The 25,261-nt window shown below is 65.8% G+C and carries 26 protein-coding genes; 11 read left to right on the forward strand and 15 right to left on the reverse strand.

The window, feature by feature from the left end; translation table 11 throughout:
- Positions 1-127 precede the first annotated feature (127 nt).
- On the forward strand, positions 128-472 hold the full coding sequence (locus AC6H42_RS17665) for a hypothetical protein (protein ID WP_497548600.1): 345 nt from the start codon (positions 128-130) through the stop codon (positions 470-472).
- Positions 469-1,314, forward strand: a complete 846-nt coding sequence (locus tag AC6H42_RS17670; protein ID WP_057153201.1) for an HDOD domain-containing protein — start codon at positions 469-471, stop codon at positions 1,312-1,314. Before AC6H42_RS17665 ends, AC6H42_RS17670 begins: the two co-directional genes overlap by 4 nt.
- Before the next feature lie 87 nt (positions 1,315-1,401).
- On the opposite strand, the gene AC6H42_RS17675 is transcribed toward AC6H42_RS17670, so the two are convergent.
- Both AC6H42_RS17675 and AC6H42_RS17680 read right to left on the reverse strand, forming a co-directional pair.
- On the reverse strand, positions 1,402-1,734 hold the full coding sequence (locus AC6H42_RS17675; protein ID WP_056393077.1) for a hypothetical protein: 333 nt from the start codon (positions 1,732-1,734) through the stop codon (positions 1,402-1,404).
- A gap of 270 nt (positions 1,735-2,004) precedes the next feature.
- Positions 2,005-2,310: a hypothetical protein gene (locus tag AC6H42_RS17680; protein WP_057153200.1), complete on the reverse strand. Its 306-nt coding sequence runs from the start codon at positions 2,308-2,310 to the stop codon at positions 2,005-2,007.
- A 154-nt stretch (positions 2,311-2,464) separates the two neighbouring features.
- Here AC6H42_RS17680 and AC6H42_RS17685 point away from each other — a divergent pair, with 154 nt between their 5' ends.
- Complete coding sequence (locus AC6H42_RS17685; RefSeq protein WP_057153199.1) at positions 2,465-3,523, forward strand: PhoH family protein; 1,059 nt, start codon at positions 2,465-2,467, stop codon at positions 3,521-3,523.
- Positions 3,507-3,971, forward strand: coding sequence for an rRNA maturation RNase YbeY (gene ybeY / locus AC6H42_RS17690; RefSeq protein ID WP_497548601.1), 465 nt, complete (start codon positions 3,507-3,509; stop codon positions 3,969-3,971). Before AC6H42_RS17685 ends, ybeY begins: the two co-directional genes overlap by 17 nt.
- Position 3,972: 1 nt before the next feature.
- Here ybeY and AC6H42_RS17695 read toward each other — a convergent pair whose 3' ends face one another.
- Entirely contained in the window at positions 3,973-4,260 is a 288-nt protein-coding gene (locus AC6H42_RS17695; protein ID WP_057153197.1) for a hypothetical protein, read from the reverse strand.
- Positions 4,261-4,401: 141 nt separating this feature from the next.
- On the opposite strand from AC6H42_RS17695, the gene AC6H42_RS17700 reads away from it, so the two are divergent.
- From AC6H42_RS17700 to AC6H42_RS17730, 7 genes are all read left to right on the forward strand, one after another.
- A complete protein-coding gene (locus AC6H42_RS17700) occupies positions 4,402-5,280 on the forward strand; it encodes a CorC family transporter (RefSeq protein WP_057153196.1) in 879 nt (292 codons plus the stop codon).
- Positions 5,280-6,848 carry an apolipoprotein N-acyltransferase gene (lnt, locus tag AC6H42_RS17705; RefSeq protein WP_057153195.1) on the forward strand — a complete coding sequence of 523 codons (1,569 nt, stop codon included), beginning with the start codon at positions 5,280-5,282 and terminating at the stop codon, positions 6,846-6,848. The genes AC6H42_RS17700 and lnt overlap by 1 nt, the downstream gene beginning before the upstream one ends.
- Positions 6,849-6,903: 55 nt before the next feature.
- Positions 6,904-7,842, forward strand: coding sequence for a glycine--tRNA ligase subunit alpha (gene glyQ, locus AC6H42_RS17710; RefSeq protein WP_497548602.1), 939 nt, complete (start codon positions 6,904-6,906; stop codon positions 7,840-7,842).
- Between the two features lie 14 nt (positions 7,843-7,856).
- Positions 7,857-9,980 (forward strand): glycine--tRNA ligase subunit beta, encoded by a 2,124-nt coding sequence (gene glyS, locus AC6H42_RS17715; RefSeq protein WP_497548603.1) that lies wholly within the window; start codon positions 7,857-7,859, stop codon positions 9,978-9,980.
- A 13-nt stretch (positions 9,981-9,993) separates the two neighbouring features.
- Complete coding sequence (gene gmhB, locus AC6H42_RS17720; protein WP_057153673.1) at positions 9,994-10,581, forward strand: D-glycero-beta-D-manno-heptose 1,7-bisphosphate 7-phosphatase; 588 nt, start codon at positions 9,994-9,996, stop codon at positions 10,579-10,581.
- 69 nt (positions 10,582-10,650) lie between these two features.
- On the forward strand, positions 10,651-11,343 hold the full coding sequence (locus AC6H42_RS17725) for a lysophospholipid acyltransferase family protein (protein ID WP_056394927.1): 693 nt from the start codon (positions 10,651-10,653) through the stop codon (positions 11,341-11,343).
- A complete protein-coding gene (locus AC6H42_RS17730) occupies positions 11,289-12,458 on the forward strand; it encodes a M48 family metallopeptidase (protein ID WP_229418035.1) in 1,170 nt (389 codons plus the stop codon). The genes AC6H42_RS17725 and AC6H42_RS17730 overlap by 55 nt, the downstream gene beginning before the upstream one ends.
- A 136-nt stretch (positions 12,459-12,594) precedes the next feature.
- On the opposite strand, the gene AC6H42_RS17735 is transcribed toward AC6H42_RS17730, so the two are convergent.
- From AC6H42_RS17735 to rfbB, 12 genes are all read right to left on the reverse strand, one after another.
- The gene (locus AC6H42_RS17735) at positions 12,595-13,200 is read right to left on the reverse strand and encodes a response regulator (protein ID WP_497548604.1); all 606 of its coding nucleotides are present in this window, start codon (positions 13,198-13,200) and stop codon (positions 12,595-12,597) included.
- A complete protein-coding gene (locus AC6H42_RS17740) occupies positions 13,197-14,333 on the reverse strand; it encodes a sensor histidine kinase (protein WP_497548605.1) in 1,137 nt (378 codons plus the stop codon). The genes AC6H42_RS17735 and AC6H42_RS17740 overlap by 4 nt, the downstream gene beginning before the upstream one ends.
- A gap of 9 nt (positions 14,334-14,342) precedes the next feature.
- Positions 14,343-16,151, reverse strand: a complete 1,809-nt coding sequence (locus AC6H42_RS17745) for a CIA30 family protein (protein WP_497548606.1) — start codon at positions 16,149-16,151, stop codon at positions 14,343-14,345.
- A 118-nt stretch (positions 16,152-16,269) separates the two neighbouring features.
- Positions 16,270-17,637 (reverse strand): lipid IV(A) 3-deoxy-D-manno-octulosonic acid transferase, encoded by a 1,368-nt coding sequence (waaA, locus tag AC6H42_RS17750; RefSeq protein ID WP_497548607.1) that lies wholly within the window; start codon positions 17,635-17,637, stop codon positions 16,270-16,272.
- Between the two features lies 1 nt (position 17,638).
- The gene (gene waaC, locus AC6H42_RS17755) at positions 17,639-18,643 is read right to left on the reverse strand and encodes a lipopolysaccharide heptosyltransferase I (RefSeq protein WP_057153188.1); all 1,005 of its coding nucleotides are present in this window, start codon (positions 18,641-18,643) and stop codon (positions 17,639-17,641) included.
- A gap of 18 nt (positions 18,644-18,661) precedes the next feature.
- Positions 18,662-20,044: a phosphomannomutase/phosphoglucomutase gene (locus AC6H42_RS17760; RefSeq protein ID WP_057153187.1), complete on the reverse strand. Its 1,383-nt coding sequence runs from the start codon at positions 20,042-20,044 to the stop codon at positions 18,662-18,664.
- A gap of 155 nt (positions 20,045-20,199) precedes the next feature.
- Positions 20,200-20,511 (reverse strand): H-NS histone family protein, encoded by a 312-nt coding sequence (locus AC6H42_RS17765; protein WP_057153186.1) that lies wholly within the window; start codon positions 20,509-20,511, stop codon positions 20,200-20,202.
- A gap of 66 nt (positions 20,512-20,577) precedes the next feature.
- Entirely contained in the window at positions 20,578-21,669 is a 1,092-nt protein-coding gene (locus AC6H42_RS17770) for a glycosyltransferase family 4 protein (RefSeq protein WP_057153185.1), read from the reverse strand.
- 144 nt (positions 21,670-21,813) lie between these two features.
- On the reverse strand, positions 21,814-22,683 hold the full coding sequence (gene rfbD / locus AC6H42_RS17775) for a dTDP-4-dehydrorhamnose reductase (RefSeq protein ID WP_057153184.1): 870 nt from the start codon (positions 22,681-22,683) through the stop codon (positions 21,814-21,816).
- Positions 22,680-23,225, reverse strand: coding sequence for a dTDP-4-dehydrorhamnose 3,5-epimerase (rfbC, locus tag AC6H42_RS17780; RefSeq protein WP_057153183.1), 546 nt, complete (start codon positions 23,223-23,225; stop codon positions 22,680-22,682). The genes rfbD and rfbC overlap by 4 nt, the downstream gene beginning before the upstream one ends.
- Positions 23,222-24,148: a glucose-1-phosphate thymidylyltransferase RfbA gene (rfbA, locus tag AC6H42_RS17785; protein ID WP_057153182.1), complete on the reverse strand. Its 927-nt coding sequence runs from the start codon at positions 24,146-24,148 to the stop codon at positions 23,222-23,224. The genes rfbC and rfbA overlap by 4 nt, the downstream gene beginning before the upstream one ends.
- Complete coding sequence (gene rfbB / locus AC6H42_RS17790; protein WP_497548608.1) at positions 24,145-25,215, reverse strand: dTDP-glucose 4,6-dehydratase; 1,071 nt, start codon at positions 25,213-25,215, stop codon at positions 24,145-24,147. The genes rfbA and rfbB overlap by 4 nt, the downstream gene beginning before the upstream one ends.
- Between the last annotated feature and the right edge of the window lie 46 nt (positions 25,216-25,261).

Raw genomic sequence — 25,261 nt, forward strand, 5'->3', positions numbered from 1 at the left:
CAGTCCCGCGCGGCACGGATATGACGGCTACGCCCCAATGTAAAGTATGCCTAGCAACTTGGCAAGATTTTCGACTCGCCCGCGGCGCCGATGGTAAGATCGTGCGACGAGAACGACGGAGGCCGCAATGACTGCCACTTATCAGCACCTGCCGGTGGGCCAGGTGGAAGCAGGAATGATATTGTCGGACGAACTGCTGGATGCGCACGGCAAGGTGCTGCTGCCGCAGGGCACGGTGCTGACCGAGTCCATGCTGGCGCTGATGGCGCGCCACGGCATCGAAGCGCTGCCCATCGCCACGGTGCAGCAGCCCAGCGAGGCCGAGCAGGCCGCCGGCCGGCAGCAGCAGCTCGCCCGCATCGGGCAACTGTTCCGTAAAAACGACCCGGACAGCGACAGCGACTGGGCCACGGCGCTGCTGCGCCGCTTCGTGACCGATTACCGCCTGGGCCACGCCCCCGCTGACGAATGAGCGCCATGCTGACATACGACGACGTAGTAAAAAACCTGGATGACCTGCCCTCGCTGCCCGCCGTGGTGATGGAACTGCTCAACAGCATCGACCAGGAGGATGTGGATATTTCCGTGCTGGCCAAGAAGGTCTCGCACGACCAGGCGCTGACCGCCAAGACCTTGCGCCTGGCCAATTCCTCGCTGTACGGCCTGCAGGTGAAAGTGACCACCATCCAGCAAGCCATCACCTTCCTCGGCTTCCAGGCCACGCGCAACCTGATCACGGCGGCCGCCCTCACCGGCTGCTTCGCCGAGCGCTCTTGCGCCGGCTTCGACCACAAGGCGTTCTGGCGCCACTCGATTGCCAGCGCGGCCTGCGCCAAGGTGCTGGCGCGCCAGATGCGCTTCAACCAGGATTACGCCTTCACGGCCGGGCTGCTGCACGACATCGGCCGCCTGGTGCTGGTGGCGTGCTTCCCGCAAGCGTACCAGCAGGCCATCGCCTACCGCAACGAACATGACTGCATGCCGCTGGAAGCGGAACGCGCAGTGCTGGGCATCGACCACGTGGACGCCGGCATGGCGCTGGCGGAGCATTGGAATTTTTCGGACACGATGCGGCTGGCGATCGCGCACCACCACCACCCGGAAGCACCGGGGGCGGGATTCTTGGCGGCCATCATCCATGTGGCGGACGCCATTGCCCATGCGCTCGATTTGGCGCAAATGCCGGACGGCCTGGTGCCGCCGGTGTCCACCGTGGCCTGGACTGCGCTGGGCCTCGATGAAACGGTCTACCTGCAGCTGTTCCGCGAAACGGAACTGCAGTATGAAGAAATTGCCATGGTCCTGCTGAGCTGAACTATTGCCGCGCCGCCGCGTGCGCACCGGCCCGCCAGGCCGGGACATCGCAGTCCCGGCTCCGGCGCCGCTGCCTCGCGCCGCACGTCAGTGCGCGTAGGTGCCGGCGTCCTGCTGCTTTTCCGGACGGTCCTCTGGCTTTGGACGTCCCTGGGCATCGGACAGGCGGTACTTGGTGCGGCGGTCGCCCATCAAGTCGCGCAGGTCGCGAATGCTCATGCCGGTCACTTCGTGCATGCGGATCAGCAGCGAGGCGCCGACCGGCAGGCGGTGGTGGCGGATCTTGCTGATCACAGGCGGCGCCACTTCCAGCATGCGCGACAGCGCGGCGTCATTCTTCAGCTGCATCTTGCCCAGCAGCATATCCAACAGATGATTAGGGTTGTAACTTTCTTGAGAAGCAAGGGCGTGGTGTGCCATGATTTTTCCTCGTCTGGGTGAGTTGTCTATCCCGGAATGGCATTGCAATTTCAATAACAATTCTAATACCAAACCAGCCCGTTCCGGCCAAGCCGCGACTAGCGAAGCTTGTGTAATGTCAAGCACCCGCTAGAATTCTTAGCAACAATGCCATTTCAACACACGGACATATTCCGTGGCGCACGGAAGAACTTTTAGGAAATAATTACGGCCCGTTATGGCCGTCAGCGGCTGCTGAAAGGGCCCGCAGGACGCGGGCCGAGGCGGGATTTACGCAGTCGTGTTGATGTTCTGGCCGATCCTGGCGGAAGGCGACGTGCTGTTCTGGCTGCTCTGCTGCGATTCGAGTTGCTGCCGGCGCACCGCGTCGGCCTGCTGGGTCTGGCGTTCCTGCTCGGCGCGCGCGGCCTGCTGCGCCTGCCGGCTTTGCTGTTCGGCGCTGGCCACCTCCTGCTCGCGCCGCGCCGCTTCCTCGCGGCGCAACTGGCGGGCCTGCTCGGCGCGCGGGTCGCTGACGGCGCTGCTCTGCTGCGCGGGGTTGCTGCCGCTGACGCTGGGAATCGCACTGACTGCCATGGTTTGCTCCGTGGGAAAGTAAGACCGTTGATTCGACTGTAGGGCAAGCTGGGCCGAAAGCAATGTCTAAGCGTCAACTGGCAGGGAAAATCGCGGCGCGCGCCACGATACGGTAAACTAACGGCATTCAGTAAAACCTACCAGGCAGCGCCCTTTGAAAACCAAGACACCAAGCCAGCCGCACTATTTCATCCCGGAACCGCTCGACAACACGCGCCTGGCGCACCTGTGCGGTCCGCTGGACGAAAACCTGCGCCAGATTTCCGCCGCGCTGGACGTGACGATTTTCCGCCGGGGCGAAAAATTCATTGTCAACGGCACCAACGCCGAGCGCGCGGTGCAGATCCTGGAACAGTTCTACAACGTGGCGCAGAAGGTGGTGCCGGTGGAAGAAGTGCAGCTGGCCCTGGTCGAGCAGCGCGCCGGCCTGGCGCCGCCACTGGAACCGGACCAGGAAGAGCCGCCGTTCAACGAGCCGGACATCACCAGCCCGGTGCTGAAAACCCGCCGCGCCGACCTGCGCGGGCGCACGCCGCACCAGATCAAATACCTGCGCAACATCCTGGACCACGACATCAGCTTCGGCCTGGGCCCGGCCGGCACCGGCAAGACCTACCTGGCCGTGGCCTGCGCGGTGGACGCGCTGGAGCGCGACGCCGTCAAGCGCATCATCCTGACCCGCCCGGCGGTGGAAGCGGGCGAACGCCTGGGCTTCCTGCCGGGCGACCTGGCGCAGAAGGTGGACCCTTACCTGCGCCCGCTGTACGACGCGCTGTACGACCTGCTGGGATTCGACCGCACCCAGAAAATGTTCGAGAAGGGCGTGATCGAGATCGCGCCGCTGGCCTATATGCGCGGGCGCACGCTGAACCACGCCTTCGTGATCCTGGACGAAGCCCAGAACACCACGGTGGAGCAGATGAAGATGTTCCTGACCCGCATCGGCTTCGGCAGCAAGGCCGTGATCACCGGCGACACCACCCAGATCGACCTGCCGAAGAGCTTGAAGAGCGGCCTGGTCGACGCCAGCCATGTGCTGCGCGACGTGCGCGGCATCGCTTTCACCCAGTTCAGCAGCGCCGACGTGGTGCGCCATCCGCTGGTGGCGCGCATCGTCGACGCCTACGAGAGCGCGCACAACGCGTCCGCCGAAATCTCGCCCCTGTTCACCCCTGCCAAGACTGCCGCCGTCAAACATGCCAGAAAAAAATAAACTGTCCCTGTCGGTGCAGTACGCCGACCCGCGCCTGCAGGACAGCATCACCCGCCCCATGGTGCGCAAATGGATCAAGGCGGCGCTGTTCGCGCCGGCCGAACTGACGGTACGCTTTGTGGACGCGGAGGAAGGACGGGAACTGAACCGCGGCTACCGCGAGAAGGACTACGCCACCAATGTGCTGACCTTCGCCTACAACGAGGGCGAAGACTACGCCGAGGACGAGCCGACCCGCGCCGACATCATCCTGTGCACGGACGTGCTGCAGCAGGAAGCGGCCGAGCAGAAAAAATCGGTGGAGGAGCACACGGCCCACCTGATCGTGCACGGCGTGCTGCACGCGCAGGGCTACGACCACCTGGACGATGAAGAGGCTACCGAAATGGAAGGCCTGGAAACGGAGATCCTGGCCGGCCTGGGCTACGCCGACCCGTACGCGGAATAAATTAGCCGCCCTGGGTGCCGGTGGTGCCCAGCAAGGCGCGGTTGACGTCGAACGGCGTCTTTTCGATCAGGCGGGCGGTGGTGTCGGGCGGCGGGGCGCTGTCGAAGCGCATCGGCACCGGCGCTGCCGGCGGCGGCGCTTCGGGGCTGGCTTCGGCCGGCGGCAGGCCGCCGATGGACTGCGGATCCGGCGCCACGGTGGCCACGTCGGGCGGCGCTTCCTGCTCGGCGATTTTACGCTGCGGCAGCAGGCCGCCGGCCGGGTTCAGGGATGAAACGCTGCTGATCATGGCGGACTCCGCGCGGTTGGATTGAGCCTGCATTGTAGCCGGAAAAACGATGCTCCGCGCCATGCCATTCCGACAAAACCGGAGTGCCCCCGCCATTTGTAGTATCCTATAGACCTTCGAAACAACTGGCTCACGCCTCCTATGCAAGAGCACCCTAGTGGCGTCAAGACTGACGCCAAACCCCATAGATCGCTTTTTGAGCGACTCACCGCTTTCATCTCCCCCGAGCCCGAGAACCGCGCGGAACTGCTCGAAGTGCTGCACGATGCCCACGAACGCAACCTGATCGACGCCGATGCGCTGTCCATGATCGAAGGCGTGTTCCAGGTCTCGGACCTGTCCGCGCGCGACATCATGGTGCCGCGTTCCCAAATGGACGTGATCGACATCTCCAAACCCATCGAGGAATGGATGCCCGACGTGCTGGAAACGGCCCACTCGCGCTTCCCGGCCATCGAGGGCGAGCGCGACAAGGTCATCGGCATCCTGCTGGCCAAGGACCTGCTGCGCTACTACGCGGAAGACAGCTTCGACGTGCGCGACATGCTGCGCCCGGCCGTGTTCATTCCCGAGTCCAAGCGCCTGAACGTGCTGCTGCGCGATTTCCGCGCCAACCACAACCACATGGCCATCGTGGTGGACGAATATTCCGGCGTGGCCGGCCTGATCACCATCGAGGACGTGCTGGAACAGATCGTCGGCGACATCGAGGATGAATACGACTTCGACGAGGAAGAGGACAACATCCTCTCGATCAAGGAAGGCAAGTTCGGCCCGCGCTGGCGCATCAAGGCGCTCACCGAGATCAGCCAGTTCAACGAGGAACTCGACACCGACCTGTCCGACGAGGACGCCGACACCATCGGCGGCTTCGCGGTCAAGCACCTTGAGCGCATGCCGCACAAGGGCGACACCTTCGACATAGGCAACCTGCGCTTCGAAGTGCTGCGCGCCGACGCGCGCCAGCTGCATGTGCTGCTGGTGGAGAAGCTGCCGCCGGCCGTGGACGAACAAGACTGATGCGCTGGCGCCGCGCCAAACCCGGCGACGCTCCCGCACCACAACGCAGCACCCGTGGCCGCATGATCATCGCCGCGCTGGCGGGCGCCGCCAGCGTTTTTTCCTTCGCGCCCTTCGGCTGGTGGCCGCTGCAGATCGCCTGCCTGGCGCTGCTGTTCTACCAGGCGCTGCGTTCGGCCACGCCGAAAGCCGGCGCGCTGGTGGGCTGGGCCTTCGGCTTCGGCTGGTGCCTGGCCAACACGCACTGGCTGGTGGTGGCGCTGAACCGCTTCGGCGGCCTGCCGCTGCCGCTGGCGGTGGCCGCCATCGCCCTGCTGGCCGTGGCCATGGGCACCTACGCCGCCATGGCCATGTATTCGGCGCTGTGGCTGCGCAAGCGCTGGCTGCTGCCGCTGCCCGCCGCCAACCTGCTGATGCTGCCCGCCATGTGGGCGCTGTTCGAGTGGGTGCGCGGCTGGCTGTTTACCGGTTTCCCCTGGGCCGCCGCCGGCTACGCCCATAACGACGCGCCGCTGGGCGGCTATGCCGCCATCGCCGGCGTATACGGCGTCAGCTGGCTGGCCGCGCTGTGCGCCGGCGCGCTGCTGCTGGCGGCGCACCGCACGCGCTGGTTCGCGCTGGGCGGCCTGGCCGCCGTCATGGGCCTCGGCATCGGCCTGCGCTACGTCGACTGGACCCACCCGGTGGGCGAGCCGATCTCGGTGCGCCTGCTGCAAGGCAACACGCCGCTGCAGCAGAAGTTCGACGCGCGCCACACCGAAGCCACGCTGAACAAGTACCGCGACACCATCACCGCCGAGGCTGCCGACCTGATCGCCACGCCGGAAACGGCCATCATGCTGTTCCAGCACCAGTTGCCGCCGGACTACCTGCCCAGCCTGGGCCAGTTCGCCAAGCGCTCGCGCAGCCACCTGGTGCTGGGCATTCCGCTGATGGACAGTCCGACCAGGTATTCGAACAGCGTGATCGGTCTGCCGCCCGAATCGGGCCTGCCCACCTACCGCTACGACAAGCACCACCTGGTGCCGTTCGGCGAGTTCATTCCGACCGGCTTCCGCTGGTTTACCGACATGATGCACATCCCGCTGGGCGACCAGACCCCGGGCAAGGCGCTGCAGGCGGCGTTCCAGGTGAAGTCGCAGCGGGTGCTGCCCAACATCTGCTACGAGAACCTGTTCGGCGAGGAAATCGCGGCCAACCTGGCCAACGATCCCAAACCGGCCACCTTGCTGCTGAACGTGTCAGAACTGGCCTGGTATGGCGAATCGATCGCCATCCCGCACCACCTGCAGATTTCGCAGATGCGCACGCTGGAAACCGGCCGCCCGATGCTGGGCGCCACCAACAGTGGCGCTACCGTGGTGATCGACAGCCATGGCAAGGTGACGGCCGCGCTGCCCTACTACCAGGCCGGCGTGCTGAAGGCCTCGGTGCGCGGCATGGCGGGCGACACGCCCTACATCGTCCTGGGCAACCGCCTGTTCCTGGCCCTGGCAGCGCTGGCGGTGGCCGGCGCGTGGCTGTGGGCCCGAAAAAACGCAAATAAGCGCTCCACCAACCCCGATTAGTTGCCAAATACGGCTAAAATTAACCGTTTATGGCTAGCCATCCCAAAGAATAACGATGCTCACATTTCAACAAATCATCTTGACGCTGCAATCCTACTGGGACAAGCAGGGTTGCGCCCTGCTCCAGCCGTACGACATGGAAGTCGGCGCGGGCACTTTCCACACCGGTACCTTCCTGCGCGCGATCGGCCCCGAGCCCTGGCGCGCGGCCTACGTGCAGCCATCGCGCCGCCCGAAAGACGGCCGCTATGGCGAGAACCCGAACCGCGGCCAGCATTACTACCAGTACCAGGTGGTGATGAAGCCGGCGCCGGAAAACATCCTCGACCTGTATCTGGGCTCGCTGGAAGCGCTGGGCCTGGACTTGAAGCAGAACGACGTGCGCTTTGTTGAAGACGACTGGGAAAGCCCGACCCTGGGCGCCTGGGGCCTGGGCTGGGAAGTCTGGCTGAACGGCATGGAAGTGACCCAGTTCACCTACTTCCAGCAAGTGGGCGGCCTCGATTGCAAGCCGGTGCTGGGCGAGATCACCTACGGCATCGAGCGCCTGGCCATGTACCTGCAGGGCGTGGAAAATATGTACGACCTGGTGTGGACCCGGTGGGAAGAGAACGGGGAGACCAAAACGCTGAAGTACGGCGACGTGTTCCACCAGAACGAAGTGGAGCAGTCGGCCTACAACTTCGAGCACTCGAACACCGAGCTGCTGTTCGCGCAGTTCAACAACCACGAGTCCGAAGCCAAGCGCCTGATCGAGCTGCAACTGACGCTGCCTGCCTACGAGCAGATCATGAAAGCGTCGCACAGCTTCAACCTGCTGGACGCGCGCGGCGCCATCTCGGTGACCGAACGCGCCGCCTACATCGGCCGCGTGCGCGCCCTGTCGCGCCTCGTGGCGCAGGCTTACTACGATTCCCGCGAACGCCTCGGCTTCCCGATGGCACCCGCAGCCGCCGCTGCCACGGCTCCCGCAGTTGCCTCCACTGCCGCGTAAAAGATTAGAAGAACATGAACCAGACCCTGTTAATTGAACTGCTGACCGAAGAACTGCCGCCGAAAGCGCTGGCCAAACTGGGCGCCGCTTTCGCCTCCGGCATCGTCAACGGCCTGAAATCGCGCGACTTCCTGGAAGAAGACAGCGCCGCCACCATTCATGCCACGCCGCGCCGCCTGGCCGTGTCCATCACCAAGGTGCGCGCCACCTCGCCGGACAAGTCGATCCGCGAAAAAGTGCTGCCGGTGACGGTGGCGCTGGACAAGGACGGCAACCCAAGCGCGCCGCTGGCCAAGAAGCTGGCCGCGCTGGGCTTCCCCGACCTGGCCGTGGCAGACCTGGAACGCGCGCAGGACGGCAAGGCCGAAAGCTTCTTCTACACCTACACCGCGCCCGGCTCGCAGCTGCTGGCGGGCGCGCAGGCCGCGCTGGAAGAATCCGTGGCCAAGCTGCCGATTCCAAAAGTGATGAGCTACCAGCGCCCGGACGGCACCACCGTGCAGTTCGTGCGTCCCGCGCACAGCCTGATCGCGCTGCATGGCGCCGACGTGCTGCCGCTGACCCTGCTGGGCCTGACCGCGTCCAACCTGACCGAAGGCCACCGCTTCCTGACCGCCCCCGGCGCGCGCAGCGTGACCGTGGCCAACGCCGACGCCTATGCCGCCACGCTGGCCGAACAGGGCAAGGTAATCCCGGGCGTGGACGCGCGCAAGGAAAAGATCCGCGCCGCGCTGCTGGAAAAAGCCGGCGCCGACCAGGTGCTGATGCCTGAATCGCTGCTGGACGAAGTGACCGCGCTGGTGGAATGGCCGGTGGTGTACGAGTGCCGCTTCGAGGAAGAGTTCCTGGCCGTGCCGCAGGAATGCCTGATCCTGACCATGCAGACCAACCAGAAATACTTCGCGCTGACCGACGCGGCCGGCAAGCTGCGTTCGCGCTTCCTGATCGTCTCCAACATCGCCACCGATACGCCGGACGCCATCATCGGCGGCAACGAGCGCGTGGTGCGTCCGCGCCTGTCCGACGCCAAGTTCTTCTTCGAGCAGGACAAGAAGAAGACCCTGGAATCGCGCCTGCCGCTGCTGAAGAACGTGGTCTACCACAATAAGCTGGGCACGCAAGCCGAGCGCAGCGAGCGCGTGACCGCACTGGCCGGCGCCATTGCAGGCAAGCTGGGTGCAGACGTGGCGCTGACCGAACGCGCAGCGCGCCTGTCCAAGGCCGACCTGCTGACCGACATGGTGGGCGAGTTCCCTGAGCTGCAAGGCATCATGGGCACCTACTACGCGCGCCACGACGGCGAGCACGAAGACGTGGCGCTGGCCGCCTCCGAACACTACCAGCCACGCTTCGCCGGCGACGCCCTGCCAGCCACCGCTACCGGTACTGCCGTGGCACTGGCCGACAAGCTGGAAACCCTGGTCGGCATCTGGGCCATCGGCCTGGCGCCGACCGGCGACAAGGACCCGTTCGCGCTGCGCCGCCACGCCTTGGGCGTGCTGCGCATGCTGATCGAGAAGCGCCTGCCGCTGTCGATCTCCGGCCTGCTGGCCGACGCCGCCAGGCAGTTCGCCGCCGTGGCCGGCTTCAAGGATCCGACCGCCGACGTGGCAGCCTTCATGCTGGACCGCCTGCGCGGCATCCTGCGCGAGCGCGGCTTCACGCCCAACGAGATCGAAGCGGTGGTGGCCCAGAATCCTGACCGCCTGGACGACATCGTGCAGCGCCTGGAAGCGGTGCAGGCCTTCGCCGCGCTGCCGGAATCGGCCTCGCTGGCCGGCGCCAACAAGCGCATCACCAACATCCTGAAGAAGAACGAGTCCGCTTTGGCCCAAGCCGGCGGCGCAGGCGAAGGGAAAGCTGAAATTCGGCCTGCCCTGCTGCAGGACACCGCCGAGAAGAACCTGCACGCCGCCATCGTGCGCGTGCAGCCGGAAGTGGACGCGGCCTTCGCCAAGGGCGACTTCGCCGGCACGCTGAAAACGCTGGCCCAGCTGCGCGACGACGTGGACGCCTTCTTCAACGACGTGATGGTGATGGCCGAGGATGTCGCCCTGCGCAACAACCGCCTGGCGCTGCTGTCATCCCTGCACGGCATGATGAACCGCGTGGCCGACATCTCGAAACTGGCGGCCTGAGATGGGCGTCGCGATGAAGCTGATCATCCTTGATCGGGACGGCGTGATCAACCATGATTCGCCGGACTTCATCAAGTCGCCCGCCGAGTGGATCCCGGTGCCGGGATCGCTCGAGGCCATTGCCCGCCTGAACCAGGCCGGCTACCGCGTGGTGGTGGCGTCCAACCAGTCCGGCATCGCGCGCGAGTATTTCGATATGACGGTGCTCAACGCCATCCACCAGAAGATGCACTCGCTGGCGCAGCAGGTGGGCGCCGAGATCGAGGCTATCTTCTTCTGCCCGCATGCGGCGGCCGACAACTGCGACTGCCGCAAGCCCAAGCCGGGCATGTTCGCCGAGATCTCCAAGCGCTACAACGTCAACCTCAAGGGCGTGCCCACGGTGGGCGATTCGCTGCGCGACCTGCAGGCCGGGTTCATCAGCGGCTGCACGCCCTACCTGGTGCTGACCGGGAAAGGTGAAAAAACCAATGCCACGGGTGGCCTGCCACCCGGTACAATGGTCTTCGCCAACCTGGCGGCCATGGTGGACCACTTGCTGAAAGCGCCCGTCCCCGCCGCTGCTGCTTCCGCAGCCGCTGCAGCCGCCGCAGCCAACTGATTATGATTCTGGAGTATCGCATTGGGTAAGCCTGTACTGTTTCTGCGTTCCTTGATATTCGCCGTCGTCATGGCGATCGCCACCATTATCTGGTGCGTCGTCTGCATGCTGGCAACGCCGCTGCCGTACGCCCAGCGCTACTACGTCGTCTCGCGCTGGAATGTGTTCATCATCTGGTGCGCCAAGGTCATTTGCGGCATCGAGTACGAAATCAAGGGCTGGGAGAACTTCCCGGACGCGCCGGCCGTGGTGCTGTCGAAGCACCAGTCGGCGTGGGAAACCATCTTCCTGCTGTGCAGCCTGCCGCGCCCGCTGGTGTTCGTGTTCAAGAAAGAGATCCTGTACATCCCCTTCTTCGGCTGGGGCATCGCCGCGCTGCGCATGATCCCGATCGACCGCAAGCAGGGCAAGAACGCCTTCAAGCAGGTGGTCGCGCACGGCAAGCGCCGCCTGAAAGCGGGCCTGTGGATTATCATGTTCCCGGAAGGGACCCGCATCCCGGTCGGCCAGTCCGGCAAGTACAAGAGCGGCGGCACGCGCCTGGCCATCGAGACCGGCGCCATGGTGGTGCCGATCGCGCTGAACTCGGGCGAATGCTGGCCCAAGAATTCGTTTATCAAAAAGCCCGGCAAGGTGACGGTTTCCGTCGGCAAGCCGATTTCCTCGGAAGGACGCAGTCCGGACGAGTTGATGGAGCAGGTGGAACAGTGGATAGAATCAGAAATGCGCGTCATTTCGCCCCACGCCTACAGCGCTGGCTAGAGGACCTGGCCACCGCTGCCAGGCCGGCAGCCAGCAAGGCCGACGAGGGGCAGCTCGATTTGTTCGGCGAGAGTGCGCCGGGCGTGGCATCGCGTCCCGCCGGTCCCGCCGCCAATGCGGCAGTGATGCACCAGCCGTCCTCGCCCGTCCCCGTTCCCGCACCTTCCACCTGGCAGGCTCCCCGCCCTGTATCCCCTGCTTCCGTATCTCCTGCTTCCGCAATACCGGGCCCGCCCGGCCCCGCTTCCCAGTCTGACGCAGCACCGTCCCGCGCCGCGGCCGGCGACGCGTCCGCAACCCACGCACCGCCCAGCGCCAACCTGCTGCGCCCGCCGCCTGTCCCGGTGCGCACGCCGGAGCCGCCCGCGCCGGAAGTGGACGCGCTGCCGCGCCGCCAGCTGCTGGTGGGCCAGTTCATCCTCGAATACACGCTGCGCCGCTCCACCCGCCGTTCGATCGGCTTCATGATCGACGACGAAGGCCTGCGCGTGACCGCGCCCAAGCGCGTCAGCTTGGCCGAGATCGACAACGCCATCCGCGCCAAGCAGCACTGGATCATCTCCAAGCTGGACGAGCGGCGCGAACGGCGCGCGGCGCGGCTGCAAAAGCCGCCGGTGGCGTGGGAAGACGGCGCCGTGCTGCCCTACCTGGGCGGCGAGCTGAAACTGCGCCTGTACACCGCAACGCGCAACCGCACCGACTACAACGCCGACACGCGCGAACTGCATATGGGGCTGGTGCAGGGCGCCACCGAAACGCTGCTCAAGGAGCGCGTGCGCGCGTGGATGCAGCAGCAGGCCAAGGTGCTGTTCGAGCAGCGCCTGGACCTGTACGCGGCGCGCCTGGGCGTGGAATACAGCGCCTTCGCGCTATCGTCGGCCGGCACGCGCTGGGGTTCGTGCACGGTGCAGCGCGTGATCCGCCTGAACTGGCGCCTGATCCACTTCTCGCTGCCGCTGATCGACTACGTGGTGGCGCACGAGCTGGCGCACATCCTGGAGATGAACCACAGCGCGAAATTCTGGTCCGCCGTCGGCCGCATCTACCCCGCCTACGACGACGCCAAAGCCCTGCTGCGCAAGCGCGCGCAGGAGCTGCCGGTGCTGTTCAGCTGAGTTTACCGGCGGCTTCCATGAACTTGCCCCGATCCCGCAGCGCCTCGCCGCGCCAGCGCGGAGCCAAGGCTGAGCCTCCAACCCTCCTCCGCTTCGCCCAGTCCAGCAGCCGGCGTGGATAGCACCTCGACCTGGATCAAAGCCAGCCGGCGTCGCGGGCGAGGCGGAAGGCTTCGACGCGGTTGCCGGCGTTGAGCTTGCTGATGGCCTCGGACAGGTAGTTGCGCACCGTGCCTTCGGACAGGTGCAGCTGGCGCGCGATGTCGGCGCCGCTGCGGCCTTCGCCGGCCAGCCGCAGCACTTGCCGCTCACGCTCACTCAGCGGGTCTTCGCCGCCGCTCCAGCTTTCCAGCGCCAGCTCGGGAGCAATGGCGCGTCCGCCCGCGTGCACGCTGCGGATGGCGGCAGCCAGCGTGTCGGCCGGCGCGTCCTTCAGCAGGTAGCCGCGCACGCCGGCGGCCATGGCCCGCCGCAGGTAGCCGGACCGCGCAAAAGTAGTGACGATGACGACCTTGACCGCGCTGCCCTGCTCGCGCAGCGCGGCGGCCAGCTCCAGCCCCGTCATCACGGGCATTTCGATATCGGTCAGCACCACGTCCGGCTTCAGCGCGCCGCACAGCGCCAGCGCGTCCTGGCCGTTGCGGGCCTGGCCCACCACTTCCATGTCTTGCTCCAGGCGCAGCAGCGCGGCCAATGCGCCCAGCAGCAGCGCCTGGTCTTCTGCGATCAGTACACGTATCAAGACCTTCCTCCCGGCGCGGTGCGCTCCATCGGCAGCCGCAGCTCGAGCGACATGCCCTGTTCAAATTGCATGCCCAGCCAACCGCCCAGCTGCGCCACGCGCTCCTGCATGCCGCGCAGGCCGTTGCCCTGCACCACCGCAACCGCGCCGGCCTCCGCCAGGGCCTTGCCGTTGTCGCGGATGCGGAACACGATCAGGCCGTCCTGGCAAACCAGGCTGACTTCGCAGTGCGTGGCGCCGGCATGGCGCAGGATGTTGGTGACCGCTTCGCGCAGGGCCAGCGCCAGCACGTTCTCCGCCGTGGCGGGCATGGCCGGCATGGACGACATGGCGGCGTCCGCGTGCAGCGTCACGCCGGCGGCGGCCAGCGCGGCGCGGGCCCGCTCCAGCTCATGGGCGAAGCCGGTTTCGCGGTAGCCGCTGACGGCACTGCGCACTTCGGCCAGCGCGTGGCGGGCACTGGCTTCGATGTCCTTGATCTCCTGGCGGCAGGCGGCCGGGTCGCGCTCCAGCAGGCGGCCCGCCAGCTCGGCCTTGAGCGTGATCAGCGACAGCGAGTGGCCCAGCAGGTCGTGCATGTCGCGCGAGATGCGTTCGCGCTCGGCGATGCGGGCCAGGTGTTCGACCTCTTCCTGTTTCAGCAGCAGGTCCTTGCGCGAACGCCGCACCTGGGCGTCCATGATGCAGGCGATGCCGACCGGCGTGCCGGTGGCCAGCGTGGGGATCAGGAAGCTGAGCGGCAGTTGCATGGCCAGCGCCAGGCCGGCTGCCGACATCAGGATGGCGGCCAGGCAGCAATAGGCCACGCGCGGCGGCCCCAGGCGCGAGCACATGGCGGCGGCAAAGATGAAGAAGGTGCTGGCGCCGAAATTGAACGGCGCCCAGGCCGCGCCTAGCGCGAAGGCGACGGCGATGAAGGGCGCCGCCTCGCGCCCGCTGTACCAGAAGCTGCCGAAGTAAATCGGCACAAAGGCAATCAAGGTGAGCGCCAGCAGCACGTACTCCAGCGCGTAAGCGTCCACGTAGAGGTACTTCCAGCCGAAGAAGGCCAGCGAAGCGATCCACAGATAAGGCGCGCGCCCCACCTGCGGCGGCACCCATGGCCCGTCTATCCAGCGCCTGAGCAGCTGCATGCAATACCCTTATTCGGCCAGCAGCCGCACGTCGGCAATCTGGAACTGGTAGGCACCGGGCTTGGGGCCGGCGTTGAAGGAGATCATGGTGATGGCTGCCGTGTCCACGCCCTTGAACGCGTCCAGGGGCAGGCTCACTTCGCGCCACTCCGCCTCCGCCGTGAAGGGCTGGCTGACAGGGATGTTGCCGCTGCGGGACATGATGGACACGCCGTAGCGCTGGCCGTCGCCGCGCACGCGGAACCTGAGCACCTTGGCGCCGCTCAGGTTGGCCGGCTGCATGGGCTGTACGCCCGGCATGAAGGCCAGGCCGGCGAACGGATAGGCGAAGCCCGGAGCCACGCTGGCGTCGATCTGCAGCGCACCGCCCTGGCTGTGTTGCGCGTCCAGGGCAGTCAGGCTGACGGTCGATTTACCGCCGAGGAAAGTGTCGTTGGCAGCCATCCAGCCGGCGCCGAAGGGGCTGGCCAGCTTTTCCTTGCTGAACAGGCTGATGCGGCCATCGGCCGGCAAGGCCTGCACCGGCACGCCGATCAGCTCCTGCGCCACCTTGGCGCGCTGCGCGTCGCGCAGGCCGGTGACCAATGCGCCATCCTTCCACACTTCCACGATGCGGCGGGTGGCCGCGATATCGGCGCCGGGGTCGCCCTGCACCAGCAGCAGGTCAGCCTTGTATCCCTTGGCGATGCGGCCGCGCGCCGGCAGTCCGAATGCCTGCGCAGGAACCGATGTGGCGGCGGCCAGCGCTTCAGCCGGCGTCAGACCGGCCTGCGTCAGCGCCAGCATTTCGTGATGGATGCTGGCGCCATATTGCGTGCCGGCGTTGCCCGCGTCGGTGCCGGCCAGCAGCGGCACGCCTGCCTTGCGCAGCGCCGCCACCACCGCCTTGGGCGCCGCCATCAGTTGCGGCCTGGCCTGCTTGCCGTAACCTTTGGCCAGCTCGGACTTCTGCTGCTTGTCCAGCAAGGCCTGCATGGCGGGGTCGCCGATGATGTCGGCCGACGTCAGGCCGGCGATACTTTCCATGACGCTGAAGGTGGGAATGATGAAGGCCTTCTTCGCATGCGCCAGTTTTGTGAAGCCCTCCAGCTCCTGCGGCGTGATCTGCTCGCCCACGAACAGGTGCACCAGGCCGTCGGCGCCCGCCTCCAGCGCGGTGCGCGCATCGGCCAGGGTGCTGATGTGGACCACGGCCAGCTTGCCGCGCTTGTGCGCCGCGTCGATCAGGGCCTTCACCGTGGCGGCGTCCAGGGACTGGAACGCGCGGCCGGGGCGGCCGGCTTCCATGACGATCTTGATGAAGTGGGAACCTTCGGCGATGCGGGCGTCCACGAAAGCTTGCGCCTCTTCCGGCTTGCTGAGCGTGGGAATGGCCATGCCGTATTCGGTGCCGTGGCCGCCCGGCGCGGTGGCCAGCGTGCCGGCCGAGTACAGGTCGGCCTGGTCGCCGTTGGCGCCGCTTTGCATGCGGCGCGTGATGTCCTGCATCACCGAGACGCCGGTGAACATGTCGATCTGCGTGGTGACGCCGAACAGCAGCGGCAATTCGTGGTGGCGATAGGCGTGCACGTGCGAATCGATCAGCCCTGGAAGCAGGGTCCGGCCTTTGCCATCGATGATCCTGGCGCCGGCCGGCGCCTTGCCGCGAAAATCGCCATCGGCGATGCTGGCGCCTTCCACCAGCACCGAACGGCCGGCGTGCATGCGCTGGCCGTCGAACACGCGGACGTTCTGGATCAGCCATACGTCGGCGAAGGCCGGCAGCGCTGCGGCCAGGCCGCAGGCGAACACCAAAGATTGCAATGGGCGGAATTTCATACTGGTCCTCCAGGTTGGGATGACACGAGTATGTATTTTTTTACATCGCCGCGCCAGCACCATATGCCACCATTTGCGCATGACAAATGTCAGGAGCCAGGGTTCGCGCCAGCACCGGCTAATCCAGTGGCGGCAGCAAGGCCGGCAGCAGCGCCAGCGTGCGTGCGGTGGCGCCGCGGTGCTGGTTGGCGAAGGCTTGCGCGCTGCGGCCCATGGCGGCGCGGGCGCTGTCGTCGCGCAGCAGGCCGGCAGCTTGCAGCATCAGGTCGTCAGCGCTGGCGATGCGGGCGGCGCCGCCGGCTTGCACGGCTTGCTCGGTGACCAGCGCGAAGTTGAACGTGTGCTCGCCGATCAGCACCGGCTTGCCCAGCGCGGCCGCTTCGATCAGGTTCTGGCCGCCCAGCGGCTGCAGGCTGCCGCCGATGAAGGCCACGTCGCAGGCGGCGAAGTAGGCGAACATTTCGCCCATCGAGTCGCCCAGCAGGACTTGCGTTGCAGCGGCCACGGCCGCGCCGGGCTGCGCGAGCGCGCTGCGGCGCTGAACAGACAGGCCGCGCGTTGCCGCCATCTGTTCGACGGCGTCGAAACGCTGCGGGTGGCGCGGGACCAGCAGTAGCAATGTAGCCGGCGGCATGGCGGCCGGCATTGCGGAGGCCATTGCGGCTGGCATCGCCCCGCCGGGCGCCGCAGCCGTGGGCTGCGCGGCGGCGGCCAGCGCAGCGCGGAACGCGTCCAGGATCAGTTCTTCTTCGCCTTCGCGCGTGCTGGCGCACAGCAGGACCGGCCGGCCGCCGACCTGCGCGCGCAGCATGGCGCCGGTCGACAGCGCGGCGGCAGGAACCACCACGTCGAATTTGATGCTGCCGGTGACGGCCACTTCCCGCACACCCAGCGAGCGCACGCGTTCGGCATCCGCCTCGGTCTGCGCCGCCACCAGCGTGATGCCGCGCGCGGCGTCCGCGATCAGCTTGCCGAGCCGGCGCGCCTTGCGCAGCGAGCGCTCGGACAGGCGGGCATTGGCCAGTACCACCGGCACGCCGGCCTTGCCGCATTCGGCGATCAGGGTCGGCCACACTTCGGTCTCCATCAGGATGCAGATGCGCGGTTCGAAGTGCTTGATGAAGCGCCGCACCATGGTGATGGTGTCGTACGGCAGATAGGCTTGCGCCAGGCGCGCGCCGTGCTTGCCGAACAGCTGCTTGCCGGTGGCGCGGCCGGTCGGCGTCATGTGCGTCATGACGATGCGGCTGCGCGGATACTCCTTGAGCAGCGCGTCGACCAGCGGCTCGGCGGCGCGCGTTTCACCCACCGAGACAGCGTGCAGCCAGATGGTGTGCGGCTCGTCGTTGGCGGCGCGCGGCCGGTACACGGCCAGGCGTTCATTCCAGTGCTGGCGGTAGCCCGCTTCCTGGCGCCCGCGCCACCACAGTCGGCCCAGCACCAGCGGCATGGCCAGCCACCACATCAGGGAATAGAGTCTCAGCATGTCAACGGACCGGCAGCAGCGGGCCGAGCAGCGCGCGCGCCGCGGCCAGCACTTCGGCCACGGACGGCGGTGCGCCACGGTCGCCCAGGTTGATGATTTTCGGCGACCAGTTGCCCTCGGTTTTCCAGCGCGGCGAGTCGGCGTAGATTTCCACCGTCGGCGTGGTGAAGGCGGCCGCGATGTGCGTCAGGCCGGTGTCGACGCCGACGGCCAGCGCCGCATGGCGCGCCAGCAGCACCGCGTCGGCCATGGACAGCTTGGGCAGCACGCGCGCGTGCGGCAGGCTGGCGGCCAGCGCTTCGGCTTCGGCCTTCTCCTTCGGCGAACCCCACGGCAGCAAAATCGTCATCGGCGCCAGCGCGGCGCCCAGTTCTATCCAGCTGGCGGGCGCCCATTTCTTGGCGTCGCGCGCGGTGCCGTGGAAGTAGACCACGTACGGCCCGGCCGGCATCCACTCGGGACGCGCATCGGACGGCGACACGGCGGGCAGGCCGAAGTCGGCCGGCGTACCGGCGGCGTCGGCCAGATAGCCCAGCGCAGTGCCCACCACCAGGCGGCCGCGCGCCACCGCGTGCGTGCGCGGGTCGAGCGGAATGCTTTTTGTGTGGAACAAGCGCGAAATGCCTTCGTAGCCGGAGCCTTCGCTGCCGTTGGCCAGGCCCACCTTCTGCCCGCCCTTCACCACGCGCGCGGCGCCCATGATGATGCCGGTCTTGAGCAGGCCCTGGGTGTCGAACACGTAGTCGTACCGCTCGGCGCGCAGCGTGCGGAAGAAGGCCTTGATCTCGGCGCGCGTGGCCGGGTTGCCCAGGCTCTTGCGCCAGCGCCGCAGCGCGAACGGGATGATGTTGCGCACCCGCCCGTTCAGGCGCACCAGGCTGACGTAGCCCTCTTCCACCACCCAGTCGATTTGCGCGTCGGGGTAGTGACGCGCGATATCGGCCACGATGGGCATGTTATGCAGCACGTCCCCCAGCGAGGAGACGCGCACCAGCAGAATCTTCATAGAACTAAAAAGCGCGCGTTAGAATGGCAGTTCCGCGTCCGGCTTGGCGGCCAGGATCACGCGTTTGAACTCGCCCTGGATGCGCGCCAGCGCTTCCGGCGTTTCAGCTTCGAAGCGCATCACGATCACCGGGGTGGTGTTCGAGGAGCGCGCCAGGCCGAAGCCGTCGGCGTATTCCACGCGCAGGCCGTCGATGGTGATGATGCGCTCGTTGCCGGGGAACTTGGCGTCGCTGCGCAGCTTGTCCATCACGATGAAGTTCTCGCCCTCCTTCAAGTGCAGGTGCAGCTCGGGGGTGCTGTCCGACTGCGGCAGGGAGTTCAGCAGCGCCGACGGGTCGGCTTCGCGGGTCAGGATCTCCAGCATGCGCGCGCCCGAGTACAGGCCGTCGTCGAAACCGTACCAGCGGTCCTTGAAGAAGATGTGGCCGCTCATTTCGCCGCCCAGCGGGGCACCGGTTTCCTTCAGCTTGGCCTTCACCAGCGAGTGGCCGGTCTTGTACATCAGCGGCACGCCGCCGCTCTTTTCAATGAACGGCGCCAGGTGGCGGGTGCATTTTACGTCGTACAGGATCTGCTCGCCCGGATGGCGGGTCAGCACGTCCTGCGCGAACAGCATCATCTGGCGATCCGGGTAGATGATCTGGCCGTCCTTGGTGACGATGCCCAGGCGGTCGCCGTCGCCGTCGAAGGCCAGGCCGATTTCGGCGTCGGTCTGCTGCAGCGCGCGGATCAGGTCCTGCAGGTTTTCAGGGTGCGCCGGGTCCGGGTGGTGGTTGGGGAAGGTGCCGTCCACTTCGCAGAACAGTTCCACCACGTCGCAGCCCATGCCGCGATACAGGTCGCCCGCGAAGGCGCCGGCCACGCCGTTGCCGCAGTCGACCGCGATCTTGATCGGACGCGCGATCTTCACGTCGCCGATGATGCGCGCCAGGTATTCGGCGCGGATGTCGTGGGTGCTGTAGGCGCCCGGCTCGGCCGCCACCTTGTCGGCGTTGGCCAGGATGGAATCGTACAGGCCGGTGATCGCCTCGCCATGGATGGCTTCGCCCGCCAGCACCATCTTGAAACCGTTGTAGTCGGGCGGGTTGTGGCTGCCGGTGACCATGATGCCGGACTTGGCCGACAGCACATTGGTGCCAAAGTACACCATCGGCGTGGCCACCACGCCCAGGTCGATCACGTCCACGCCGGCCGACTGCAAGCCTTGCGCCAGCGCGGCGGCCAGCTCGGGGCCGGACAGGCGGCCGTCGCGGCCGATCACCACGCTGCGCTCGCCCTTGGCCGCTGCGGCCAGGCCGAAAGCGTGGCCGATTTGTTTGGCGACGCCGGCGTCCAGCGTTGTGCCGATGATGCCGCGGATATCGTAAGCTTTGAAGATCGATTTAGACAGGGAGACCATAGAGGATACTGGATGGAAAGTGAGAAGAAGGCGGCCCGCACAAAAAAGCAGCCCGCACAAGTGCGGGCGCTGGTGCAATTGCTAGCCAATTGCTTGCAAGTATAACCTGTAACGCGGGCACAAAGCTGACGACAGCCGGCTCCGCGCGCGGGGCGTCAGATGCGCAGGCCGTCCAGCGCCTTGCCGGACTCGACCCATTCCTTGACCCATTTCGGCTGGCGGCCGCGGCCGGTCCATTGCTGCGACGAGTCGGCCGGATTGCGGTAGCGGGCCGCCACCGTGCCGCCGGTTTTAACGCGCACCGCGTTGCCGATCAGGTCTTTCACCGGTACGCCAACGGATTGGGCGATGGCCAGTATCTGCTCGCGGGCTTTCGCCAGGTCTTCGCTTTCGCGTTTCTTCAATTCGCGCTCCAGTTGCTTTTGCAGATCGCGCAATTGAGCCGAAGACAGATTCGTCAGATCCATAACTTTATCCTTGTGTGATTGGGTAAAAAGATTCTGATCGAAATATACTACAAAATGTAAAATTTTCTAGTGTTTCTTGTGCCGTATCATCCATCGCGGTGCTTTAAATCGCACAATACGCACATATAACCAGATGTAGCTGGTCATAAACAACAGGCAGAAGATCATCAAAACCCAGGTGTGGCGCCAGAACACGGTGGCGGGAATAACCGCCATCAGCGAAAACATCCACAGATAAGGTGACGTCAATGAATTGCGGCGCAATAAGGCGCGCCCTTCCTTGCGGCCCACCGCCCATTGCACGATGCGGCGGAATATCAGGCTATGCAAATGTATGCCATCGGGCATGGTCGGCGATTTGCCGCGCACGAACATGCGGCGATAAGCGGAAAATAGCGTTTCAAAAGCCGGATAGATCAGCAGCAGCGCGGCGTACCAGGTCGATACCTGCGGGTTGCGCACCACCAGCAACAGCGCCAGTTCCCCTAGCATGAATCCAATAAAGTAGGCGCCGCCGTCGCCCAGGAAAATCAGGCCGACCGGGTAGTTCCAAATCAGGAAGCCGGCGGTGGCGCCGGCCACCATCAGCGCCGCCACCAGCACGAACATATCATTTACTTGCAAGGCCACATAACCGAGGGAGAGCAGCATGCAGATAGTGACCACGCTGGCCAGGCCATTAAATCCGTCGATAATATTAATTGCGTTGGCAATACCGGCCACCGCCAGTACCGACAGCGGCAGCGCCAGCCAGATGGCCAGCGGCCATACGGAGAATGGCCAATCGATGCGGTCCAGGCGGGCATCCAGCAGGAAATAGGCGAGCAAGGCGGCCGCCATGGTCAACAGCAGGCGGCGCATGGCGCTGACCTTGCCCGTATAATCTTCCACGATGCCGCCGGCGAAGGCGATAAAGGAACAGGCCATCAGCGACACCATCCAGCTGGTCATGGCCGGCACCCGCCAAATGGAGATGCACGCGCTTAATGCGACGGCAAAGAATATCGAAAGCCCGCCGATACGCGCCACCGAATGGGCGTGGTTTTTTTGTACGCCGCCGAAATCCGCATCAAGCGCCGGTCCGTGCAATTTCGCTTCTTTAATGACCAGCAAGGTCAGGAGCGCGGACGCAATAAAGCTGACTAAGAATGAAAACATTATTATTTATCAATACAAGATTCCGGAGCGCGTGCTAACCCGCAATGCGGCCAGCCAGGCGCGAACGCAGCGCGCGGCAGGATTTTATCAAATACCACCGCGCGCCGCGCCGCGCTTACCATTCGATACAATTGCGCGCCAGGCCTAGCGCATGCACAGGGCCAGTGCGTCGCGCCAGTGCGGCAGCCGGCAGAACTGCTGCTGCAGGCGCTGCGAAGACAGCACTGAATACTGCGGCCGGCGCGCCGGCACCGGATACTCGGCGCTGGTGATGGGCTGCAGCCGGCATTCGATGCCGGCCTGCTCGACGATGGCCTGGGTGAATTCGAACCAGGTGGTCTGGCCCTGGCTGCTCAGGTGATAGATGCCGCCATGGCGCGTCCACCAGTCCGCCGCGGCCGCCGGGCCTGCGGCTGCGGCCTGCGCCAGGATCAACGCGGTGGCGTCGGCGATGGTGCGGCTCCAGGTGGGGGCGCCGTGCTGGTCGGCCACGATGCGCAGCTCGTCGCGCTCGCGCGCCAGTTTCAACATGGTGAGCAGGAAATTTTTGCCGCGCATGCCGTACACCCAGCTGGTGCGGAAGATCAGGTGCGGAATGCCGGCCGCCGCGATGGCTTGCTCGCCGGCCAGCTTGCTGGCGCCGTAGACGTTGATGGGGCCGGTGGCGTCGCCCTCCGCGCGCGGCGCCGGGTCGTTGCCGGGGAACACGTAGTCGGTGGAGTAATGCACCAGCGCGGCGCCCAGCTTTTTCGCTTCCTCGGCCATGACCCCGGGCGCCTCGGCGTTGATGCGGAAGGCCAGTTCCGGCTCGCTTTCCGCCTTGTCCACCGCCGTGTAGGCGGCCGGGTTGACGATCAGCCCCGGCTGCTCGGCGCGGATCACGGCGCGCACCTGGTCCAGGTCGGCCAGGTCCATGCGGCTGCGGTCCACCGCCACCACCTGGCCCAGGCCCTGCAGGCTGCGCTCGAGTTCGTAGCCTACCTGGCCGCTGCAGCCCGTCAGCAATATCTTCATGGGAAAGTTTCCGCTTGCGCCAGCGGCACGCCGCCCTTGTCCTTGGCCGACAGCAGCGGTTCGCCGTCCAGCGGCCAGACGATGCCGACCGCCGGGTCGTTCCAGATCACCGAGCGCTCGAATTCGGGCGCCCAGTAGTCGGTGGTCTTGTACTGCACTTCGGCCATGTCGCTGGTGACGGTGAAACCGTGCGCGAAACCGGGCGGTATCCAGAGCTGCAGCTTGTTGTCCGCGGACAGCTCCACGCCATACCACCGGCCGAAGGTCGGCGAGCTCTTGCGCAAGTCCAGCACCGCGTCGAAGATGGCGCCGGCCGTCACCCGCACCAGCTTGCCCTGCGGCTGCTGGATCTGGTAGTGCATGCCGCGCAGCACGCCCTTGGCCGAGCGCGAGTGGTTGTCCTGCACGAACCCGGCCTGCACGCCGGTCAGCTCGGCGAAGCGGCGCGCGTTGAAACTCTCGTAGAAATAGCCGCGCGCGTCGCCGAACACGGTCGGCTCGATCAGCAGCAAGCCCGCGAGCGGGGTGGCGTGGATTTTCATCGCGGCACGACCTTGTCTTCCAGGATTTGCAGCAGGTACTGGCCGTAGTTGTTTTTCTTCAGCGGCTCGGCCAGGCTGCGCAGCTGGGCCGCGTCGATATAGCCCTTGCGGTAGGCGATCTCTTCCGGACAAGCCACTTTCAGGCCCTGGCGCTTTTCAATCGTGGCGATGAACTGCGAGGCGTCCAGCAGCGACTCGTGGGTGCCGGTGTCGAGCCAGGCCATGCCGCGCCCCATCACCTCCACGTTGAGCTGCTGCGCTGCCAGGTAGGCGCGGTTGACGTCGGTGATCTCCAGCTCGCCGCGCGCGGACGGCTTGATGCCGGCGGCGATGTCGCACACTTGCTTGTCGTAGAAGTACAAGCCGGTGACCGCGTAGTTGGACTTCGGCGCCGCCGGCTTTTCCTCGATGCTGACGGCGCGGCGCTCCTTGTCGAACTCCACCACGCCATAGCGCTCGGGGTCGTGCACGTGGTAGGCGAACACGGTGGCGCCCGACTCCTGCTCGGCCGCGCTGCGCAGCAAGGCGTCCAGGTCGTTGCCGTAATAAATGTTGTCGCCCAGGATAAGCGCGGACGGCGAGTCGCCGACGAATTCGCGGCCGATGATGAAGGCTTGCGCCAGGCCGTCCGGCGAAGGCTGCACCGCATAGCTCAGCTTGATGCCCCACTGGCTGCCGTCGCCCAGCAGGTCCTGGAAGCGCGGCGTGTCCTGCGGCGTGGAGATGATGAGGATCTCGCGCATGCCGGCCAGCATCAGCGTGGTCAGCGGATGGTAGATCATCGGCTTGTCGTAGATCGGCAGCAGCTGCTTGGACACGCTCATGGTAACCGGATACAGCCGGGTGCCGGAACCGCCGGCCAGGATGATGCCTTTACGGCCGCTCACGGGCGAGGCCGATGACTTGCTGACAGGATTGGTCATTGCGCGCCGTCCCGGTTGAAGTAATTGGTTGCCACCCAGTTCGCATAGCTGCCCGACTGCACGTCGGCCACCCAGGGCTGGTTGTCGAGATACCACTGCACGGTTTTCTGGATGCCGGTCTGGAAGGTCTCGGCCGGCTTCCAGCCCAGTTCGCGCTCCAGCTTGCGTGCGTCGATCGCGTAGCGGCGGTCGTGGCCGGGGCGGTCTTTGACGAAGGTGATCTGGTCGCGGTAGCTGCCGGCCGCCTTCGGTTTCAGCTGGTCCAGCATGTCGCACAGCGTGTGCACCACGTCCAGGTTGGCCATTTCGTTCCAGCCGCCGACATTGTAGGTCTCGCCCAGGCGGCCGCCGTCCAGCACGCGGCGGATGGCGGCGCAGTGGTCGCTCACGTAGAGCCAGTCCCGCACTTGCTGGCCGTCGCCGTAAATCGGCAGCGGCTTGCCCGCCTGCGCGTTGGCGATGATCAGCGGGATCAGCTTTTCCGGGAAATGGTAAGGGCCGTAATTGTTGGAACAGTTGGTGGTCAGCGTGGGCAAGCCGTAGGTGTGGTGGTAGGACCGCACCAGGTGGTCCGAGGCGGCCTTGGAAGCCGAATACGGGCTGTTCGGCGCGTACGCCGTGGTCTCGGTAAACGGCGCGTCCTCCGGGCCCAGGGTGCCGTAGACCTCGTCGGTGGACACGTGCAGGAAGCGGAACGCGGCGCGCCCGGTTTCGGGCAGTTCGCTCCAGTAACTGCGCGACGCTTCGAGCAGGCTGAAAGTGCCGTTGATATTGGTGTTAATGAATTCGCCGGGGCCGTGGATGGAACGGTCGACATGGCTTTCGGCGGCGAAATGGACGATGGCGCGCGGTTTATGGGTACGCAGCAATTCCAGCACCAGGGCCTGGTCGCAGATATCGCCGCGCACAAACACATGGCGGCTGTCGTTCTTCAGCGTGGCCAGGTTATTCAAATTGCCCGCGTAGGTCAGCTTGTCGAAATTCAGGACAGGCTCATCCGATTGTGCCAGCCAGTCGAGTACAAAGTTAGAGCCGATAAAGCCCGCACCGCCTGTAACAAAAATCATTTAGCATCCCGCTCAGAGCGTTGAATTAGTCATAGGCATGATTTTA

This window comes from Massilia sp. NBRC 108631 (genome assembly GCF_059704565.1).

What these genes read in the sequence shown, in the direction of transcription:
- AC6H42_RS17665 (WP_497548600.1), top strand. Translation starts at nt 128, where the DNA reads ATGACTGCCACTTATCAGCACCTGCCGGTGGGCCAGGTGGAAGCAGGA.
- AC6H42_RS17670 (WP_057153201.1), top strand. Translation starts at nt 469, where the DNA reads ATGAGCGCCATGCTGACATACGACGACGTAGTAAAAAACCTGGATGAC.
- AC6H42_RS17675 (WP_056393077.1), bottom strand. Translation starts at nt 1,734, where the DNA reads ATGGCACACCACGCCCTTGCTTCTCAAGAAAGTTACAACCCTAATCAT.
- AC6H42_RS17680 (WP_057153200.1), bottom strand. Translation starts at nt 2,310, where the DNA reads ATGGCAGTCAGTGCGATTCCCAGCGTCAGCGGCAGCAACCCCGCGCAG.
- ybeY (WP_497548601.1), top strand. Translation starts at nt 3,507, where the DNA reads ATGCCAGAAAAAAATAAACTGTCCCTGTCGGTGCAGTACGCCGACCCG.
- AC6H42_RS17695 (WP_057153197.1), bottom strand. Translation starts at nt 4,260, where the DNA reads ATGATCAGCAGCGTTTCATCCCTGAACCCGGCCGGCGGCCTGCTGCCG.
- AC6H42_RS17700 (WP_057153196.1), top strand. Translation starts at nt 4,402, where the DNA reads ATGCAAGAGCACCCTAGTGGCGTCAAGACTGACGCCAAACCCCATAGA.
- lnt (WP_057153195.1), top strand. Translation starts at nt 5,280, where the DNA reads ATGCGCTGGCGCCGCGCCAAACCCGGCGACGCTCCCGCACCACAACGC.
- glyQ (WP_497548602.1), top strand. Translation starts at nt 6,904, where the DNA reads ATGCTCACATTTCAACAAATCATCTTGACGCTGCAATCCTACTGGGAC.
- glyS (WP_497548603.1), top strand. Translation starts at nt 7,857, where the DNA reads ATGAACCAGACCCTGTTAATTGAACTGCTGACCGAAGAACTGCCGCCG.
- gmhB (WP_057153673.1), top strand. Translation starts at nt 9,994, where the DNA reads ATGAAGCTGATCATCCTTGATCGGGACGGCGTGATCAACCATGATTCG.
- AC6H42_RS17725 (WP_056394927.1), top strand. Translation starts at nt 10,651, where the DNA reads ATGGCGATCGCCACCATTATCTGGTGCGTCGTCTGCATGCTGGCAACG.
- AC6H42_RS17740 (WP_497548605.1), bottom strand. Translation starts at nt 14,333, where the DNA reads ATGCAGCTGCTCAGGCGCTGGATAGACGGGCCATGGGTGCCGCCGCAG.
- AC6H42_RS17745 (WP_497548606.1), bottom strand. Translation starts at nt 16,151, where the DNA reads ATGAAATTCCGCCCATTGCAATCTTTGGTGTTCGCCTGCGGCCTGGCC.
- waaA (WP_497548607.1), bottom strand. Translation starts at nt 17,637, where the DNA reads ATGCTGAGACTCTATTCCCTGATGTGGTGGCTGGCCATGCCGCTGGTG.
- waaC (WP_057153188.1), bottom strand. Translation starts at nt 18,643, where the DNA reads ATGAAGATTCTGCTGGTGCGCGTCTCCTCGCTGGGGGACGTGCTGCAT.
- AC6H42_RS17760 (WP_057153187.1), bottom strand. Translation starts at nt 20,044, where the DNA reads ATGGTCTCCCTGTCTAAATCGATCTTCAAAGCTTACGATATCCGCGGC.
- AC6H42_RS17765 (WP_057153186.1), bottom strand. Translation starts at nt 20,511, where the DNA reads ATGGATCTGACGAATCTGTCTTCGGCTCAATTGCGCGATCTGCAAAAG.
- AC6H42_RS17770 (WP_057153185.1), bottom strand. Translation starts at nt 21,669, where the DNA reads ATGTTTTCATTCTTAGTCAGCTTTATTGCGTCCGCGCTCCTGACCTTG.
- rfbD (WP_057153184.1), bottom strand. Translation starts at nt 22,683, where the DNA reads ATGAAGATATTGCTGACGGGCTGCAGCGGCCAGGTAGGCTACGAACTC.
- rfbC (WP_057153183.1), bottom strand. Translation starts at nt 23,225, where the DNA reads ATGAAAATCCACGCCACCCCGCTCGCGGGCTTGCTGCTGATCGAGCCG.
- rfbA (WP_057153182.1), bottom strand. Translation starts at nt 24,148, where the DNA reads ATGACCAATCCTGTCAGCAAGTCATCGGCCTCGCCCGTGAGCGGCCGT.
- rfbB (WP_497548608.1), bottom strand. Translation starts at nt 25,215, where the DNA reads ATGATTTTTGTTACAGGCGGTGCGGGCTTTATCGGCTCTAACTTTGTA.